This window comes from Paenibacillus sp. MMO-177 (assembly GCF_037147795.1).
Taxonomy (GTDB): domain Bacteria; phylum Bacillota; class Bacilli; order Paenibacillales; family Paenibacillaceae; genus Pristimantibacillus.
Window position 1 is genome coordinate 1,191,492 of the sequence record NZ_JBBCUR010000001.1, and the last position, 16,724, is coordinate 1,208,215.

The 16,724-nt window shown below is 52.9% G+C and carries 15 protein-coding genes; 5 read left to right on the plus strand and 10 right to left on the minus strand.

The genetic code is table 11. The features are described from left to right. Positions 1 to 35 precede the first annotated feature (35 nt). From WFK81_RS05340 to WFK81_RS05360, 5 genes are all read right to left on the minus strand, one after another. A complete protein-coding gene (locus tag WFK81_RS05340; protein WP_336785385.1) occupies positions 36 to 410 on the minus strand; it encodes a VOC family protein in 375 nt (124 codons plus the stop codon). Positions 411 to 496: 86 nt separating this feature from the next. After that, entirely contained in the window at positions 497 to 919 is a 423-nt protein-coding gene (locus tag WFK81_RS05345; protein WP_336785386.1) for a YciI family protein, read from the minus strand. Next, a complete protein-coding gene (locus WFK81_RS05350) occupies positions 907 to 2,187 on the minus strand; it encodes an RNA polymerase sigma factor (RefSeq protein ID WP_336785387.1) in 1,281 nt (426 codons plus the stop codon). Before WFK81_RS05350 ends, WFK81_RS05345 begins: the two co-directional genes overlap by 13 nt. Then, positions 2,184 to 2,618: a YciI family protein gene (locus WFK81_RS05355; RefSeq protein WP_336785388.1), complete on the minus strand. Its 435-nt coding sequence runs from the start codon at positions 2,616 to 2,618 to the stop codon at positions 2,184 to 2,186. Before WFK81_RS05355 ends, WFK81_RS05350 begins: the two co-directional genes overlap by 4 nt. 73 nt (positions 2,619 to 2,691) lie before the next feature. Next, entirely contained in the window at positions 2,692 to 3,384 is a 693-nt protein-coding gene (locus WFK81_RS05360) for an alpha/beta fold hydrolase (RefSeq protein ID WP_336785389.1), read from the minus strand. 264 nt (positions 3,385 to 3,648) lie between these two features. Between WFK81_RS05360 and WFK81_RS05365 the strand changes: the two genes are divergently transcribed. After that, entirely contained in the window at positions 3,649 to 4,068 is a 420-nt protein-coding gene (locus WFK81_RS05365; protein WP_336785390.1) for a GNAT family N-acetyltransferase, read from the plus strand. Between the two features lie 3 nt (positions 4,069 to 4,071). Here the strand turns inward: WFK81_RS05365 and WFK81_RS05370 are convergent, their stop codons facing one another. Together WFK81_RS05370 and ybaK are read right to left on the minus strand one after the other, a co-directional pair. Continuing rightward, positions 4,072 to 4,533, minus strand: coding sequence for a hypothetical protein (locus tag WFK81_RS05370; protein WP_336785391.1), 462 nt, complete (start codon positions 4,531 to 4,533; stop codon positions 4,072 to 4,074). 71 nt (positions 4,534 to 4,604) lie between these two features. Continuing rightward, the gene (ybaK, locus tag WFK81_RS05375) at positions 4,605 to 5,078 is read right to left on the minus strand and encodes a Cys-tRNA(Pro) deacylase (protein WP_336785392.1); all 474 of its coding nucleotides are present in this window, start codon (positions 5,076 to 5,078) and stop codon (positions 4,605 to 4,607) included. A 419-nt stretch (positions 5,079 to 5,497) separates the two neighbouring features. Here ybaK and WFK81_RS05380 point away from each other — a divergent pair, with 419 nt between their 5' ends. Genes WFK81_RS05380 through WFK81_RS05390 form a run of 3 tightly spaced genes read left to right on the plus strand, consistent with a single transcriptional unit; the run spans position 5,498 to position 7,602 of the window. Then, positions 5,498 to 6,370: a hypothetical protein gene (locus WFK81_RS05380; protein ID WP_336785393.1), complete on the plus strand. Its 873-nt coding sequence runs from the start codon at positions 5,498 to 5,500 to the stop codon at positions 6,368 to 6,370. 3 nt (positions 6,371 to 6,373) lie between these two features. After that, complete coding sequence (locus WFK81_RS05385; RefSeq protein WP_336785394.1) at positions 6,374 to 7,147, plus strand: hypothetical protein; 774 nt, start codon at positions 6,374 to 6,376, stop codon at positions 7,145 to 7,147. After that, complete coding sequence (locus WFK81_RS05390) at positions 7,144 to 7,602, plus strand: hypothetical protein (RefSeq protein ID WP_336785395.1); 459 nt, start codon at positions 7,144 to 7,146, stop codon at positions 7,600 to 7,602. The genes WFK81_RS05385 and WFK81_RS05390 overlap by 4 nt, the downstream gene beginning before the upstream one ends. A gap of 57 nt (positions 7,603 to 7,659) precedes the next feature. On the opposite strand, the gene WFK81_RS05395 is transcribed toward WFK81_RS05390, so the two are convergent. Further along, positions 7,660 to 9,444, minus strand: a complete 1,785-nt coding sequence (locus WFK81_RS05395) for an SgrR family transcriptional regulator (RefSeq protein ID WP_336785396.1) — start codon at positions 9,442 to 9,444, stop codon at positions 7,660 to 7,662. A 124-nt stretch (positions 9,445 to 9,568) separates the two neighbouring features. Here WFK81_RS05395 and WFK81_RS05400 point away from each other — a divergent pair, with 124 nt between their 5' ends. Continuing rightward, positions 9,569 to 9,757: a hypothetical protein gene (locus tag WFK81_RS05400; protein WP_336785397.1), complete on the plus strand. Its 189-nt coding sequence runs from the start codon at positions 9,569 to 9,571 to the stop codon at positions 9,755 to 9,757. A gap of 29 nt (positions 9,758 to 9,786) precedes the next feature. Here WFK81_RS05400 and WFK81_RS05405 read toward each other — a convergent pair whose 3' ends face one another. Both WFK81_RS05405 and WFK81_RS05410 read right to left on the minus strand, forming a co-directional pair. Then, positions 9,787 to 10,488, minus strand: coding sequence for a phosphatase PAP2 family protein (locus WFK81_RS05405; protein WP_336785398.1), 702 nt, complete (start codon positions 10,486 to 10,488; stop codon positions 9,787 to 9,789). A 121-nt stretch (positions 10,489 to 10,609) separates the two neighbouring features. After that, entirely contained in the window at positions 10,610 to 16,540 is a 5,931-nt protein-coding gene (locus WFK81_RS05410; RefSeq protein WP_336785399.1) for a rhamnogalacturonan lyase family protein, read from the minus strand. Between the last annotated feature and the right edge of the window lie 184 nt (positions 16,541 to 16,724).

Below are 16,724 nucleotides of genomic sequence, written 5' to 3' on the forward strand. Positions count from 1 at the left end.
TCCGTGATCATCAGGGCTAGGGCTGTTAACACCATTTATTTTCTTTCCATGACGGCAAAATAATTGTCTTCTTCATCCGCGAAGTTAAATACCCGGCCGAAAGGCAGCTCAACAAGCTCGCCTACCGTAACGTTCTTGTTCTTGAATTCGCTGTACAGCTCATCCAGCTTGTCGGAGAAGAACATTAACGATGGCGTGCCAAGGTTTACTCCGAGCGACATTTTGGCAACTACTTCTTTATCGTGCAGAATAATGGAGGTCTGCGCGCCTTCCGGAGCAAGCTCGATCCACTTTTGGCCCATGGCTTCTTCCTCGGCTATTACTTTAAACCCTGCTTTTTCCGTCCAAAATACCCGTGCTTTTTCCTGGTCGTTTACGTACAGCATTACTTGTCCAAGCCGATTAATCATTGATTCCTACACTCCTTAGAGTAGAGTAATTGCCAAGCCTTATATTACCACAAACGACGGCTCGCTAGCATGTCTATACCGGGGTACTACATCCGCAGGTAATTTTTCAGTTCCAGCTCCATGGCAGCCTGTCTTGGGTCACGCGGTTGTTCTAACCGGTCCTCAAGTTTGCGAAGCTCAATTTCGTATGCCCCTTGTCCCGCCGGAACCGGCATGCGCAGCGCCCACTGCAGCGCCTCTTCTTCCGTATCGACATCAATTAGGGTAAACCCTGCGATAAGTCCCTGGTCAATTGAAAATGGTCCCGGCCAGACCTCCGCCTCGCCGCCGCCTGTCGGATAACCGACTCTTAATCCGGCCGAGCTTGGCTGCAGCTCTTCATGAGCAAGAAGCACGCCGGCTTGTTTCAGGTCATGCCGGTATGACAGCATTTTTGCCTTGTATTCCCTGCTTATACCAATACCCGCTTCGGTAAGCCCGGACGCTTTCACCATCATTAAGTAACGCATGATGCCTGCCCTCCTTCCTTCCTGCATGCTGCCGCCCGTTTCTTCAATAACGCCTGCTCCTTTTCATTGCGGGTCATCGCGGCCGCGCGCTCAAATTCTGCCGCGGCTTCTTCATAACGGCCAAGCTTCTCAAGCAGATCGCCCCGAACGCTGGGAAGCAGATGGTATCCCGAGAGCGCAGGTTCGGCGTAAAGGGCATCCACAAGCTGCAAGCCATAAGCCGAGCCAAATGCCATTCCAATGGCAACGGCACGGTTCAGCTCTACAATCGGAGACGGCGTCTGCCTCGATAGTGCCTCGTAAAGCGCGGCAATTCGAATCCAATTGGTATCCTCCGGGGTGCGTGCCACCGCATGGCAAGCCGAGATAGAAGCCTGAAGCGCATACGGACCTAGCGTCCGGCCCAGCTTTTGCCCCCGTTCCAGGGCAGAAAGCCCGCGTCGGATTAGCAGATGATCCCATAAGGCCCTGTTCTGATCCATGAGAAGGATCGGCTCGCCTTGCGCATTCACGCGGGTTTTAAGTCTTGAGGATTGAAGCTCCATCAAAGCGACCAGCCCATGAACCTCCGGTTCTCCCGTTACAAAGGCGGCAAGAACGCGTCCCAGCCTAAGCGCCTCCTGACAGAGCAGCGGGCGCGTCCAGTTCTGCCCGGAGGTAGCCGAGTAGCCTTCGTTAAACATCAGATAAATGACTTCGAGAACAGCGGTTAACCGCTCCTCAAGCTCTTTGCCAACCGGTACCTCAAAGGGAACCTTCTCCGTATTTAGCGTGCGCTTCGCCCTGACAATCCGCTGGGCTACCGTCGACTTTGCGATAAGAAAGGAACGGGCAATCTCGTCGGTTGTCAGGCCGCATAACAAACGCAACGTCAACGCAACTCTTGCGTCCTGCGACAATACGGGATGGCAGGTCATAAAGATCAGCCGCAGCAGATCGTCTTCGATCTCCCCGTCTAGAGCACGGTCTACATCGTCCTCGGTATACGTATCTATTTCCCGGGCGATTTCGACGTATTTCTGATCCTGCAGCTTATTGCGCCGCAGCAGATCCAGCGCCCGGCGTTTTGCCGTCGTCATCAGCCAGGCGCCCGGTTTCTCCGGAATGCCCGTTTCGGGCCAGCGATCGAGCGCGATGACAAGCGCATCCTGGGCAATATCCTCGGCCAGCCCGACGTCGCGAACGATCCGCGTTACGCCGGCGATCAGCTTAGGCGACTCCATTTGCCATATCGTTTCGATAGTGCGATGCGTTTGGGAGACGCTCACGCGTTGTTGGTCTCCTCAATCTGCTTGCGCAGCGCTTCCTCTCTGGCACGCGATTCCGGATCCTCCATCAGCTCTTCCACCTCAAACACCTGGCGGAGCTCAATCTCGCCTTGGCCGTAACCATGCGGATCCGGCATGCGGAGCGCCCACTCGATCGCTTCTTCCCTTGATTTCACTTCGATCAGCGTATAACCGGCGATCATTTCTTTTGCTTCCGTAAATGGACCGTCGACTACCTTCGGCTTGCCCCCTGGCTCCGGGTACGAAATCCGTACGGCGTTCGCGCTGGAGTGCAGACCATCGGCAGCGAGCAATACGCCCGCTTTTACAAGCTCCTCGTTGTACTTTTGCATGGCGTCAATTAACTCCTGGCTTGGCAGAACGCCCGCTTCCGAATCCGTCGTTGCTTTTACGATCATCATAAATCTCATGGTAATTCCCTCCTAGGTATTGGTATTGTTCTAATACTTTTCTCTTGCCTTATTGCCATTACCTGCCTGAAAACTAAACCGCAAAGAAAGAAGTAAGCTCTTGCGCGATCTTGGCCGTTTGCAGTTTTTTCGTATGTCCAAGGCCTTTCTTACTGATCAGCTTCGCGTTAGGCAATACCTCTGCCGTCTGCTGCGCGGCGTGCCGCAGGGATACCGGGCTTTCCGTGCCTTCCAGCACGACGGTTGGAACAGCAACGCCCCGCCATTTGTCTCGCGGCAGCGATTGGCCGTTCATGTAGCTCTTGAGCAAAGCCGCGTCGTAAGGAAGCGTGTGCGCAACCGCCATCAGCCTTGACCATACGCCGGGTATCATCCTCATCATCGGAATAACGAAGGAAGGAGCTCCCATGCCTTTGGTCATAAAATATTTGATCGCTTCCGCGCGCTGGTCAGCTGCAATCAGCTTACCGACGTGCTCGGTGAAATCGCTTGGCGGCTTCCGGTCCTCGGCTTTCACGATAAACGGAGGTTCATGCAGCGCCAGCCTTGTTATGTTGGAGCCGCTTGCTGCCGCTTCGAGAGCAAGCACCGCACCGGAGGATAATCCCCAGACATAAGCGGAACCGCCTGCTGCTTCAATAATCGCGTTCAGGTCCTCGATCTCCCGCTCAATCGCATAAGAGGAAGCATCGCCGCTGTCGCCGCGGCCTCGCCGGTCATAGTTGTAGACGGTATACCGGCTGGACAACGCATTCGCAAGCTCCACCTGCCCCGGGAACTTCCGGTAGCTAAACGCCCCCGCTACCAATACGAGCGCCGGGCCGCGTCCTGTTTTATCGTAAGCAATTTGGTTCCGTCCTTCGAGATCACTGTGTTCATGTCATTCTCTCCTAACCATTGTTTTTGTGCTTCTTACTATAACGACGAACGCCAGACGGGATAATCGACATCGGTTATAAAAAAATTTAAAAAAGTTTTTGGCAGGGGAATTGCGGCCGTTAACGAATGGTTCTCATTGAGGTGATTGGGGATGTGCGAATTAACAATACGATTGGGCTGCGAGGCTGATTTGGCGCTGCTTGCCTGGCTGAATAAACAACTTATCGAGGATGAACGGCATGATAATGCCATGACCGTGGACGAGCTAAAGGAGCGAATGAAGCATTTTATGGGGACAGCCTATAAGGCCTATCTGTTTGAGCGGGGTAACGTGCTTGTGGGTTATGCTCTCGTCGACCACACGCGAATGCCTTTGTATGTAAGGCAGTTCTTTATCTGCAGGGACCAGAGGCGGAACGGCTATGGGAAATTGGCGTTTGGGAAGCTGGCCGCCCTTTTAAACACGGACCAGCTTGATATTGAGGTGATGCACTGGAACGAAGCCGCTTACGCGTTCTGGCGGTCGCTTGGTTTTCGGGAGAGAAGCATCTATATGAGGCTGGAGCGGTAGCTCTTAGAAGGAGTCGCTCCCGCAAGCCATGTTATTCCACTTTCCTAATTGTGGCATGACAGCCCGGTGTTCGCGGCTGGTCAGCGCACACACTTGTCCCGGTTTATAACCTTCTCGAAGCACAAAAATAGCTGGCACCGTAATCGGCGGGCCGTCCGCCTGAAACGTAAGCTCCGCGTGACCGCCGCACACGCAGCCATCGTCAAACTCGGCTTTTACCCCGCTGTATTTTATTAGCCGCATAGGCTGAAGATTTTGCAGACTCTTCCATTCGAGCGGCTCACCGAACAAACTAACCGCTTCATCGTACTGCTGCTGTTGAACGGCCTTAAGAAAATGCTCGGTATTCCGCTCCGCCTTCCATTTGTGCAGCTCTACCTTCCCATAGTAGCCGACTAATAGAACTACCCCTGCCAGCACAATGAACAGCATAATAAACGCGCCTACTCTTCCAATGTTCTTCACCTTGAGTCACCGATCCTTCATCTGACAAGTATAGTCCTAGACTTGCCGGATTAAAGAACATTCAACCTGCCTTAATGCGCGATATCAACAAGCTTGCCTTCAGAAGCCGCAGCCAGATCGGCACCGCTAAGGAAGATTTGCAAGCCCCGCTTGCCTGCGCTGATGCTGACCAGTTCCATATCCATCACGGTTTCGTGCAGGTAAAACGGATAGTTTTTCTTCATGCCAAGCGGAGATACGCCGCCCCGAATATATCCCGTCAGACCTTGAATCTCCTTCACCGCGACCATCTCTACTTTCTTATTGCCGCTCACTTGCGCCAGGCTTTTCAGATTCAGCTCCTTATCTCCCGGGATACAGGCTGCAATGACACCGGTCTTATCTCCCCTTAGCACGAGAGTCTTATAAAGCTGGTTTGAAGGAAGACCCACCTTGGCCGCAACGGTATCTACGTCCAGATGCTCCTCGTCCCACTCGTATTCGTGAAGCGTGTACTTAATATGTAAAGAGTCCAGCTTGCGGCAGGCATTTGTTTTGTTAGACATGATAAAATACCTCAATTCCCTGATGTAGTCATAGTTTGACTATACCAGGGAATTGAGGTATAAACCAAGCCTATTCGGCATTACCTTTTCACTCGGTTTGCCGTCATGCTAACGAAACGTCATATCCTTATTTCGCGCTAAACGGCTGACTCAGAGATCTAACGAAACGTCGTAACGTTATTCTGCGAATTTGGGGCCGAACTAGCCTGAAATGTCACAAATAACGTGTCTGTGTTTCGTTAGAATTGCAAAAGCTTCGATTTCGAGCAAATAAGGTGTCTGAGTTTCGTTAGCCGCTGAGCTGACACGTCTAGAGAGCTCAGCTAACAGAGTCAGTGATGCCAGCTTGCCTGCATAGATAATACAAATGGAATAAATTAGAACGAGATTGGAAAAATAATCCCAATGCCTGCATCCTGTTGCCCGGAGATGATTTTATTCCACCGTTTCTCCCTTACCTGCTCCTTGTTATCGCTAGTTTAGCGTTCATTGCGCTTTCCTGGTTCAAGACAAAAAGCTTAAAGCTCATCCCTTTCTACATTTGCATCGCCGGGGCTGTCTACATCTTTGAACTCATCATCTTTGTTCTTTTGAACAGCTACATCTATAAACCGGGGATACTCCACAATTCGTTTTATGACAGCGCACTAGGCGCTATTGTATCGAACGGGTTTATCGTCCCGTCTACTTGCGCATTCATTGCCGTCTACGGCGTTCGCTTCCGGTGGATTCTGCTTATTGCTGCGGGCTTTATGGGAATTGAACAAGCCTTTATTCATTTAGGGATTTTCGAGCATCACTGGTGGAGAACCATCTATACGGGGATAGGATTAACTTTACTGTTCCCTATGGGGAAATGGCTTTGGAACTCTCTATTGCGGCCCGATCAGCCATATCTGTTCCGGTTCGTTATGCTATATGTGATTAACGTTTCTCTGCAGGGAACCGTCATGTCCTGCTTCTTGCTGATCTTTTACCGGATTGGCTTCAGACCCGGATGGTTTGAGGACCCGGCAAGAGATAATCTGGCATTCGCTACCCTCATTGTCCATATCGATTCCATCTTGTTTGCTTTGTTAGTTTCCTTGCGGGGCAACTGGATCTGGAAAGCAATCGTTATTGTTTCTCTGGCCTGCGGCTACTGGTGGCTTATCCGGCGGGATATTTTATATACATCCGGCATCGGCCTGGTGATTCTCTTGCTCATGCTGCAAATCGTAGTTATTCAGCTGCTGGGCCGGCTCTACCGTATCATTACAACAACTATGCTATCACGACGAAGGGAGTGCTGAGCGATGAGCTCCTCGCGCCGACCCGTAGCCAAATTAAGCTTGTTCGGCATTACCTCTCTGAATATGCGCAATCCCTATATGGTCTTGTGGTGGTCGGCGACCTTTCCCGGCTTTGGGCATTTTTTGCTGAACCAGTATTTGAGAGGGACCTTCCTTACGTTGTCAGAAGTCATATTCAATACGCTTGGCAATGTCAACGAGGCTATCGTCTATACGGTTTGCGGGAATTTTGCCAAGGCCACGGCGATTCTGGAACCCCGGTATGTCATCGGGTATATCATTATTTATTTCGTCTCCATGTGGGACTGCTATTGCTCCGCGGTCTATCAGAATAAGCTCTATAGCATCGCGCAGCTTAAAAACGAGCCTCTGCCAAGCATGAGGCTATTTACGTCCGAGGTTCAGTATATCCAGCCTAAAAGTCCGTTGTCTGCAGCCATGCTTTCGCTGTTTTTTCCCGGCATGGGGCAGCTGTACAATCATCGGATTGGCCTTGGCTTCTATGCGATGTTCTGGTGGTGGCTGTATGTTGCTTTGTCTCGCGTGCATGAATCGCTTATCGATCTCCTGTCCGGTAAGCTAACGGAGTCTATCGCTGTTTTACGCGCCCATTGGCTGTTATTCATGCCTTCCGTTATTGGGGGCTGCGTGTATCATGCCTTTATAAAGGCGAAAGAGCACAATATGCTTTTTAACCTGGAGCAGCGCCAGTATCTGGCAGAGCGTTATCGCTCCTCCGGTGTACAAATTTTTGGCAAGTCAGGTGAAAACAGATGATTATTATTGGCACCTTCAAGCATTCCATCGAGCTTGAGCATGCGTTGACCAAGCTGGAGAGCATAGGCATATCCAGGGAGCGGCTGCTGGTCGTTTGCATGGACAAGGAGTCCAAGACTTTTCAATCCGATCAGCCAAACAAAGAGAGTTCGCTTGCCACGGGAGTCGAGATTGGCTTAGCCTTTGCTACGGGGTTGTCCGTTATCGGCACCAGCCTCGGATTTATATGGACATGGGGGCCGGTTATATGGGGACTTATATTCGCCTTTATAGGCTTCTGCCTAGGGCTCGGAATCAATGCCGTTTTCGCGAAAAAACACGGAAGCCGCAACAAGCATAAAGCGGAGGTTACCGTCATTGTGCAATGCCAAGCCGCGCAAGCGGATGATGTTCAGCAAGTGTTCTGGAAGAACAGGGCCTTAACGGTTGGACTCGCCCATGCTTCACCCGAATAACCGGCCGGGTCACAAAAAAAAGCCTGCCGGAGGCAGACCTATAATAAGAATTTATATTCAAGCACGAAAAATATCCTTGAAATCGATCCATCCAAGCGAATTGATCCGTACTCCTTTTAGCGAAGGATGATAGTCGGTATGAAATTTCATATGAAGGACAAAATGCACCTGTGCTTCGCTTTTCAGCCTTTCCTCGATAGCGGTATAAATCGCCTTGCGGCTGGCCGGATCTTCGCTTGCCAGCGCCCGATCGAAGCTTTCCATCGTCCAGCGCGAAAGCTCCGGGCTCATCAGCTCCTTCAGAAAGCTTCCCTCCTGCTCGCAGCCCTCAATGAGGCTCACATCCTCCTCCGGAAAGACAAGCGCATGGAACAGCAGATCAATCTCATCCAAGACATCATGGATCGTATACGGCGCTTCAATACGGACCTCTACTGAAATACCCGCGCGGCGGCAGCGTTCGGCAATCCAGTTCACGTCTTCGGCATGACCCGGGTGGGCGCATAAGGACAACGGCGTTCCGTCATAACCCGCTTCCAGCAGCAGCCTGCCAGCCTCCTCCGGCTCCAGACTATCCCCATCAGCTTCTTGGGCGGTCATTAGCTCGGGAAAAAAACCTCTTGCCGGAAAGTCCCTGTACCCGGACAACTCCCGGATCATCGCATGGCGATCAATGAGCCGGTTGACGATACGGCGGAACGTCTCCGACCGCTGCGGACCGGCCTTCTGCATATTCCAGCTGAGCAGACTGGTGCATAAGCTTTTGGATTCGATTTGAATCCAGCCGTTTTCCACCGTTACATCCCGCAGCGTCGGATCGCAGATCAACTGCTGCCAGCTTGTCATTCCGGCTTTTCTCGCTTCTTCCTGCGGCACGTGAACGATCTCCACCTGATCCAAGTGGGCGCGGGACTGATAATAATGCGGATTCGCTCCAAGCAGCAGCTTCCCGTCCTTCCACTCCGCTATCTGAAACGGTCCGGTTCCGGAAGGCAGCTTCCAGAACTGCTCTTCGCTTAACCCCAGCAAATTGACCGGCAGAATCGCCATCACATTCGAGGCCGCGTATTTCAGAAACAGCCAGTTGGGGCGTATCAGATGGAATCGTACAATCCGCTCCGATACGGCTTCCACCTGCTTCAGGGAACGCATGATCCAGCTGTTGCGTTTGCCTCCGTTCTTGAGGCGCTCCGCCGTAAATGCAACATCCGCTGCCGTCAGCTCATGTCCGCCGTGGAAAAGAATCCCCTTCCGCAGATGGAAGGTCCATACCGTTGCCTCTTCATTATGCTCCCAATAATGCGCGATACCGGGCTTAATCTGTCCGGTCGACTCATCCAGCAGGACAAGCCGGTCGAAAATCTGCTGAATCATATGCGAGCATAAGGAATAAACGAAATCGGCCGGATCAAGCGTCATAATCGTCTTAAAAATCGGGAGACGGAGCACATCCGCTTCCTTACCCGGCTGCCTGCTGAAGCCAAAGCTGCCGCTCATCCATTCCATAAACTTCTCGTTCGCGGCCGTTCCTTCCCCGAAGGTCTGGAGCAGATGGAACGCCTTGTTGTATTCCCCGTCCTCGGCGTATCGCTTCGACAGATCAAGCAGCAGCTTCTCCCTGTCTTCCCGGAATGTAATTTGGGAGCGGTTCCCTCTTCCCCGTCCCGCCTGCCACTCGATCAGTCCCTCTTCGGTCAACTTCCGGAGTACAAGCTTGGCATTACGCTCCGTGCAAAACAAAGCTTCCGCCACCTGCTCCAGAGACGCCTCTGCCGTGCCGCCCGCTCCGTGTCCACCCGCAAACCGGTTATATAAAGCCAAATAACGTTCCAGTGCCAGCAATTTTTCCTCACCTCGCTAAAAGGGGAAATCTATTGCAATTATTCTACACTTTTTACCTCTTTGTTTCACCTGCATAATGAAAACAAGAAAACAAATACTCCAACCGATTAAAGGGGATGTTGAAATGCCGTACAATTACAACGACTACCACACCGTCGACCAGCTGCAAAAAATGCGCCAGGCCGAACTCGACCGGGCAATCCGCTCGGGACGTTACGTCAAACACGACAGCGACTTGAAAAAGGACCGCCGCAAAGGCTTCCTTACTCCGCTGCTGCATGTGATGAAGCCGCTCACTTGGAGGAAGAGATGATCCGCTGCCGCAAATGAAAAAGGACCATCCTATGTCGAGGAAGGTCCTTCACTTTTGCCGCCGCGAAGCCGAAGCTTCCGGGACAGCCACCGCTGCTCCAGAAATCGTTCGTATAACCCGATACTTATCGTCAGCCATGCCGCGCTGACCAAATAACCGCCAACCACATCGCTTGGATAATGAACCCCAAGATAGATTCTGCTGATCCCGATCATGGCTATAATCACGACTCCAACCAGGATCGCTGCCACCCGCATCCATCGGTACTTCAAATGCTTCCAGAGGAAATAAATCGTAATGCCGTACAGCGTAAAGGCAGACATGGAATGCCCGCTGGGAAAGCTGAAGCCCGACGCTTCGATAATCCGGTTAATGTCCGGTCTTGTCCGATGAAAGATCGTTTTGAGCAGCAGATTCAGCAACGCCGAGCCCACGATGACACCGAGATAAAAGATAAGCTCCCTCCGATAGCCAATAAACGCAAACAGCAATGAAAAGGCAATGACGATAAGGATGACCAAATATTCCGACCCGAGCTGGGTAAATCCTTTCATGACGGCCGTCATGGCATCGGAACGCACGCTGCGGACGGCATCCGTTATTTTATTGTCAAAAGCCGCAATCTGATGCCTGCTGACAAGCTGCGCGATCCATCCGAACACGAACAAAATCAGAATCGTGAATACGAATGACCGCAATAATACCTTGTTTTGCTCTATGATTGATCTCATTCCAATAACAGGCTCCCTTTTCCTTTGTCCCCTAGTATACCCTTAAACGCCGGGATCAAGAGCATCAAGCGAAAAAAAAGACAGACAGCCTTAAGTCAGCTGCCTGCCCTCTAACAATTTGTTATTTTACCGTTACCTTCATGACGGAGCTTTCCGTTACGCCAACATCGTTAATTAATTCCACGCGGTATTCATAAGTGCCCTTGGCGCGGCCCGTGATCGTCGTAACCGCCGTCTGCGCGTTTGGGGTATGAGACGAGAGCGATTGGGTATCGATTAATACGTCGTTCTCGTACAGCTTGTATGTGGTTGCGTTGGTGCCCCACCACATGTTCATCGTCACTTTATAGTCGCCGTTGTTATCCCAGTTGTCGTTCGACAGCACCGGCTTGCCAGGCGATGCGTCCTTGACCGTTACGGTAAGCGGCGAGCATGTTGTCGTGCCAAACGAGTTGATCAGCTTGCAGGTATACGTGTACGTGCCGTTTGCCTTGCCGCTGATCGCGGTCGCCGCGGTCTGTGCCGTTGGCGAGTTATCCGTCAGCTGCTTCGTATCGATAAGCACGCCGTTCTCGTACAGCTTGTAAGTCGTTCCGTTGTAGCCGTACCACATGTTCATCGTAATCTTGTAGCTGCCGTCCAGTAATCCGTTATCGTAGCCGTTATCGCTTGCGAGCACCGGCTTGCCCGGTACGCCCATCGCTTTCTCTTCCGGCTGCGGCGCTGCATATTGGATGCGCGGAGCCGAAGGCATTTCCATGCCCGCTCCAAGGAAGAAGCTGGTGTGCGGCGGCTGGTTGTAGCCGCTATTCTGCCACGCAACGCCAAGACGGTAGACCGGATCCTGCATCAGCGTCCGGATGCGGTAATCGGTTACATCCGTTGTTGTATAGATACGCAGCTCCGAGCTGTCGGCGGAACGCCACATCACCTCTTCCCGCCAATCGCCAAACAGATCGGCCTGGAGCGAAGGGTTGCCTTTTGTTGAGTTGTTGGACAAGGTGCCTTCCGCAGTCAGCAGATTTTCCGTCGTTTTCGTCTCGTAATTCCACTTGTCGATTTTGCCGGTACCCGCTTTAAGCGCTGTATCCCACTTATGATCGAGCAGCTCTCTAAGCGGATCGGCATCCCACCAAATGGCGTTGTTTGTTGACGAAGGAATGCTTGTGCTGATGAGTTCGCCTTTTGCGCTGAACAATCCGGTAATTTGAATTTGCTGTTCGTTCGTAATCGTCGAAGACCACATTTCTTCACCCGGATAATTCGGATCGAGATCCGCCGTTAATCCGCGGCCTGTATCGATGCCGGTACGTACGCCCCAGACGATCTCGCCGGTTGCCGCATCATGCATTTCGAGGCCGTATTCCGCATCCGTGTGCTCGTGTACGCCAAATACTTCAAGCCCCGGGCGGGTTGGATCGAGATCGCCGAAATGCATAGCGTCGCCGTGACCAAGGCCCGTGCTGTATAACGCTTCGCCGTTATCGTCGATAGCAAGCGCGCCAAACAGAATCTCGTCCTTGCCGTCCTGATCCACATCGCCAACCGACATGTTATGGTTGCCTTGGCCCGTATAACCGCCGTTGCCCTCGTCGTTCGTGTCGAAACGCCAGCGCTTCGCCAGCTTGCCGTCTTTGAAGTCATACGCAACAATGACGGTGCGGGTATAGTAGCCGCGGCTGAAGATTACGCTTGGATGCTCGCCGTCCAGATAAGCGACGGAAGCCAGGAATCGGTCAACGCGGTTGCCGTACGTATCGCCCCATGCGCCAACATCGCCGCGTGGCGGATCATAGCTGACGGTAGATACGGCTCCGCCGGTCTGCCCGTTAAATACGGTCAGAAATTCATCGCCCAGCAGCACGTAACCCGAGCTGTTGCGGTTATCCTTGGACGCGTCGCCGATTACTTTGCCTTGACCGTCAATCGTGCCGTCCGCGGTTTTGAGCACAACCTCCGCTTTGCCGTCCCCGTCCAGATCATAGACCATAAATGGCGAGTAATGCGCCCCAGCCCGGATGTTTGGCCCAAGATTAATGCGCCATAGACGCGTCCCGTCCATTTCGTAAGCATCCATATAGACAATACCCGTATAGCCTGCCTGCGAATTATCCTTCGCATTCGAAGGGGACCACAGCATAACGATCTCATATTGTCCGTCGCCGTCCAGGTCGCCGACGCTTGCGTCACCCGCGCTATACGTATACGGCTGGCCGTCCTTCGTATAAGCATCCGCCGGCTTTTGCAGCGGGATGGACAGGTACTGCTGCTTCCATACGTTAAACGTTTTTGTTGCGGGTCTTTCAACGCCGTTAATGATTAACGTGATGCGGTATTGCGACTGATCCGTGCCTGCTGCGTCGAAGTAATTCGTGCTGCCTGTAATAGGAGTTTTATTGAGCTTCACTCCGTCGCGATAGACGTTAAAAGCAATCGTATCCGGATCAAGACCCAGCATGCGCCAGCCGATATAAATACCGCCTGCTTGCTTAACCGCTACCGGTGCGCGGTCCAAGTATTCCATATTGCGGTACAGCGTGGTTACCGCTTCCGTCACCAGCACCTCCGACAGAGCGGAAATACCGCCCGCGTTCACCGCCGCTACCTTGTAGTAATAAGGAACCGTTGTTAATACGGTAGAATCGGTGTAGGAAGGTTCTTTTGTTTTGCCAAGCAGCTTGAAGGCGCCGTTTGCTTTGGACGCGCGGTAGACGTTGTAAGCACGGGCGTCCGCAGAACCGGTCCAAGTGATGCTTACGCTATTCTTGCTGATGGTGGCGACAGCCAGATCCTGCGGTACGGGAGCAAGCGGTACATTTGGATCAATAGTGGAGACAGTCAGCTCGTTCGAAGAAACGGATTCAAAGCCTGCGCTGTCTACCGCCGTAACCGTATATGCATATTGCTGACCCACGTCGCCTGTCGTATCGCGGAAGGATGTGCCCTTCACCTCGCCAAGAAGCTCCGCATTAGCCGCATCCGCAGATTTGCGGTATACGCGGTAAGCTGACGCGCTTTCCGCTGTCGTCCAGGACAGCTGTGCCTCAACCGGATCGGTTGAAAGCTGCAGCTCATCCAGTTTTAGTCCCGTTGGCGCAAGCAGAATCGGCGTAATTTCGAGGCCGTTCAAATGCGCGGTCTGGCCGCTGAACACGAGACTCATCTGACCGTCTTTAACCGCGATGTTGTTGTATACTTTTTCCGTGATATTTTCCTTGCCGGACGAGACGGTGCCGTAGTCTTTGCCTTCAATGGCAACGTTTGTTTTCGTAGAGCCAATCCAGTCGCCCGTGTAGGTCTTCACGGAGTAATAACCGCTTGGAAGATCTACCTTGAACTCGTACGAATTGCCGAAATAAGCCACAAAGTCGCGGCGTAAAGCATCCGTTGCCGAGCCGCGGTCGCGGTCGATCATGCCCGTGCTGTCCGTCAAGCCGTATCCTCGCTCCGGCGTATACAAGACGCTGCGCGTCACTTCGGTATAACCTTCCGCAACCGGAGCTCCAACCGGGCCAAAATCGTACCGGTATTTGGCCGACTTCGTTGTAATGGTCACTTCATCGGAAGGCGTGGATTCGCCGCGTCCGTTGACGGCCGTTACGCGGACCGTGTAGCTTAGCCCTTCCGCCATGCCGCCCATCGTAAAGCTTGGAACGGTAGCCGTTCCTACCATTTTATAAGCCGAAGCCGGATCGGAAGCGAGCTTTCGGTACACCTTGTAAATATCCGCTGTCTCGTCGGCATTCCATTTGAGCACAGCCCCTGCGTTGCTCACGCTGCCCGCAATCAACCCGCTTATCTTGGCCGGAACATCTGCCGGAAGCTCAATTTCTTTCACCGAATTTGCAAGCGGAAGATCCAGCTCCTTAATGCCTCCTGCCAGCATGCGGGCAAGCTGAATGGCGCCGTATTCTTGGAAATGCGTATTATCCGCCGAACCGTTCGGGAATGCCTGATAGATGCCCGGATCTGCATAAAGGAATACCGATGTTGTGGCTTCAAATCCAATCGAATTGTAATAAGCAATGCTTAATGCGCTCAGATCCACCAAAGCAACGTGCTTATCCGCTGCGGCTTCCTTCATCGCCTGCACGTATTCCGGGAAGCTGACGTTGAACTTGCCGGTCACGGCATTAAAGTCGCGGCGGCCCATCGGCGTTACGAGAATTGGCGTTGCACCGCGCTGAATGGCTCCTTCAATATAATAGTTCTCCAAATAGTTCTTATAATCAGCCGGAGAGGCGTACCGTTCAGGAATGCTGATCGTCGCATCATTGTGACCGAATTGAACGAGGAAGTAATCGCCCGGCTTGATCGCGCGCAGGATCTCGTCGAGACGGCCTTCCGTTATGAAGTTTTTGGTGCTGCGTCCGCCTATCGCCTTGTTCACGATCGCGACGTCGTTATTGAAGAAGCGCGGCAGCATTTGGCCCCAGCCGGCTTGCGGCTCCCAATACGGATCATAGGTCTGCACGGTTGAGTCGCCCGCGATATAGACGGTTGGAATCTCGCCAGGCTGACGATCAGCCTGCTTGGTAATAACGATGGAATTGATCTTTGGCGCCGTACCCGCAAACTCGAAATTCAATTGCCCGTCAACCAGCGCAATCGGGAATTCCATCTCCAGGTATTGACCGGCCGTCTTCGCGGTCTGCTGCACCTTTTGCATATTTTCTACCTTAATCGCAATGTCCGTTGCTCCTTGATCGTCTCCCGCGACAAGCGACACCGTGTAATCCCCGTTCGGAAGGTCCACGATAAAGGAGGTGTCCTGCGGCACGGCAAAATCGGATTTAACCGGATCGCTTGTGCCCCGGTCAAAGGACGTTACCTTTGCGGGATCGGCAAAGCCGTATTTCAGCGATGGCGAGTATTTGGTTGTTGCCGCAACTCCGATATAGCCATCGGCAACGGCACCCGGGCCAAAGTCAAACCGCTGAACCCCACCCTCCGGCAGCTCGGCCGGCGGTACGTATACCGGGCTCGATACGGTGCCGGATGCGGGAGATTCGCCCGCCTCGTTCGCCGCTATGATCCGATAATAATACCGCTTCGACGTATCCGCGGTGTTGTCCGTATAAGACGGATTCGTCGACTGGCCAATCTCTGCAAAAGGCCCTCCCGCCGCTTCGGAACGCTGTATCTTGTAGCTGACTGCCCCTTCCGTTGCGTTCCAGCTCAGCTTCACCGCATGGGCGTTGACTTCATCTACCGAAACACCAGTTGGGGCGGCCGGAGGCTGCGGAGCCGGAATTTCGCTTACGGACACCGGAGCGCTCCGCTGGGATTCCAAGCCGCCTGCACTAAGGGCGGATACGTAATACGTATAGCTGCTTCCTACATTTACCGAGGTATCCGAGTACGTCGTTTCTGCAGCTTGCGTTTGCCCGATTAACGTTGGCGTTGCGCCAGCACTGCTTGCACGGTATACGGAATAGTTCGCCGCTCCATCAACACGGTTCCAAGCAAGCGTTACGCTCGAAGAGGTCAGTCCGGTCACCGCAAGGGAACTCGGAGCTGCAGGAGCTGCTTCTACCGCTTCCTCAATAACAAGACCGTTCAAATAACCTCCCGCGCCGGAGCCCGTAATGTCTACCGTCAATTGTCCGTCGCTTACCGTAGTCCGGTATGTAGCCGAGTTTACGGCCGCTTTGCCGCTAATCGATCCCGCCGTCACGCCTTCAAGAACAAAGTTGGTCTTGGTTGTTCCGCTCCCCGTGATATCGCCCGAATAGGCGGTGACGTTATAGTCGCCGTTAGGCAGATCAACAAGGAACGAATACGACAAGCCGAGCACAAAATCATTCGTCAGATCATCGCCGCCCGAACGGTTGCGGGACGCCACCGCCACGCTCAGGCCGTATCCGGTCTCCGCTGTGTACAGCAGCGACTCATGCACCCTCGTATATCCGGCCATTACCGGGCTGGAGGCTGTGCCAAAATCGAATTTCCGCACAACGGGATCTGCCGCGCTTGCATGAGCGGGCTTTGCGCCAAACTGCACGCCAGGCAGCAAGGTTGTCCAGAGCAGGACAAAAGCTAACAATGACATGTACAACGGTCTTCTTCTTATTCGCATATAATGGATATCCCCGCTTCCCTATTATCATTCGTCAGTAGGCTCTTGAGATGACTTACAATACGCTTTACGCACTCTGTATTGCAATCGCTTTCAAAACTACCGTTAAGCCGATGCCAGCAATCGGATTGCTGACCTATAGCAGCTCATCATCTGA

Bases quoted from the DNA above. Each gene is read 5' to 3' on its own strand.
- WFK81_RS05340 (WP_336785385.1), bottom strand. From the start codon at position 410: ATGATTAATCGGCTTGGACAAGTAATGCTGTACGTAAACGACCAGGAA.
- ybaK (WP_336785392.1), bottom strand. From the start codon at position 5,078: ATGTCTAACAAAACAAATGCCTGCCGCAAGCTGGACTCTTTACATATT.
- WFK81_RS05410 (WP_336785399.1), bottom strand. From the start codon at position 16,540: ATGTCATTGTTAGCTTTTGTCCTGCTCTGGACAACCTTGCTGCCTGGC.
- WFK81_RS05385 (WP_336785394.1), top strand. From the start codon at position 6,374: ATGAGCTCCTCGCGCCGACCCGTAGCCAAATTAAGCTTGTTCGGCATT.
- WFK81_RS05345 (WP_336785386.1), bottom strand. From the start codon at position 919: ATGCGTTACTTAATGATGGTGAAAGCGTCCGGGCTTACCGAAGCGGGT.
- WFK81_RS05405 (WP_336785398.1), bottom strand. From the start codon at position 10,488: ATGAGATCAATCATAGAGCAAAACAAGGTATTATTGCGGTCATTCGTA.
- WFK81_RS05355 (WP_336785388.1), bottom strand. From the start codon at position 2,618: ATGAGATTTATGATGATCGTAAAAGCAACGACGGATTCGGAAGCGGGC.
- WFK81_RS05390 (WP_336785395.1), top strand. From the start codon at position 7,144: ATGATTATTATTGGCACCTTCAAGCATTCCATCGAGCTTGAGCATGCG.
- WFK81_RS05365 (WP_336785390.1), top strand. From the start codon at position 3,649: ATGTGCGAATTAACAATACGATTGGGCTGCGAGGCTGATTTGGCGCTG.
- WFK81_RS05400 (WP_336785397.1), top strand. From the start codon at position 9,569: ATGCCGTACAATTACAACGACTACCACACCGTCGACCAGCTGCAAAAA.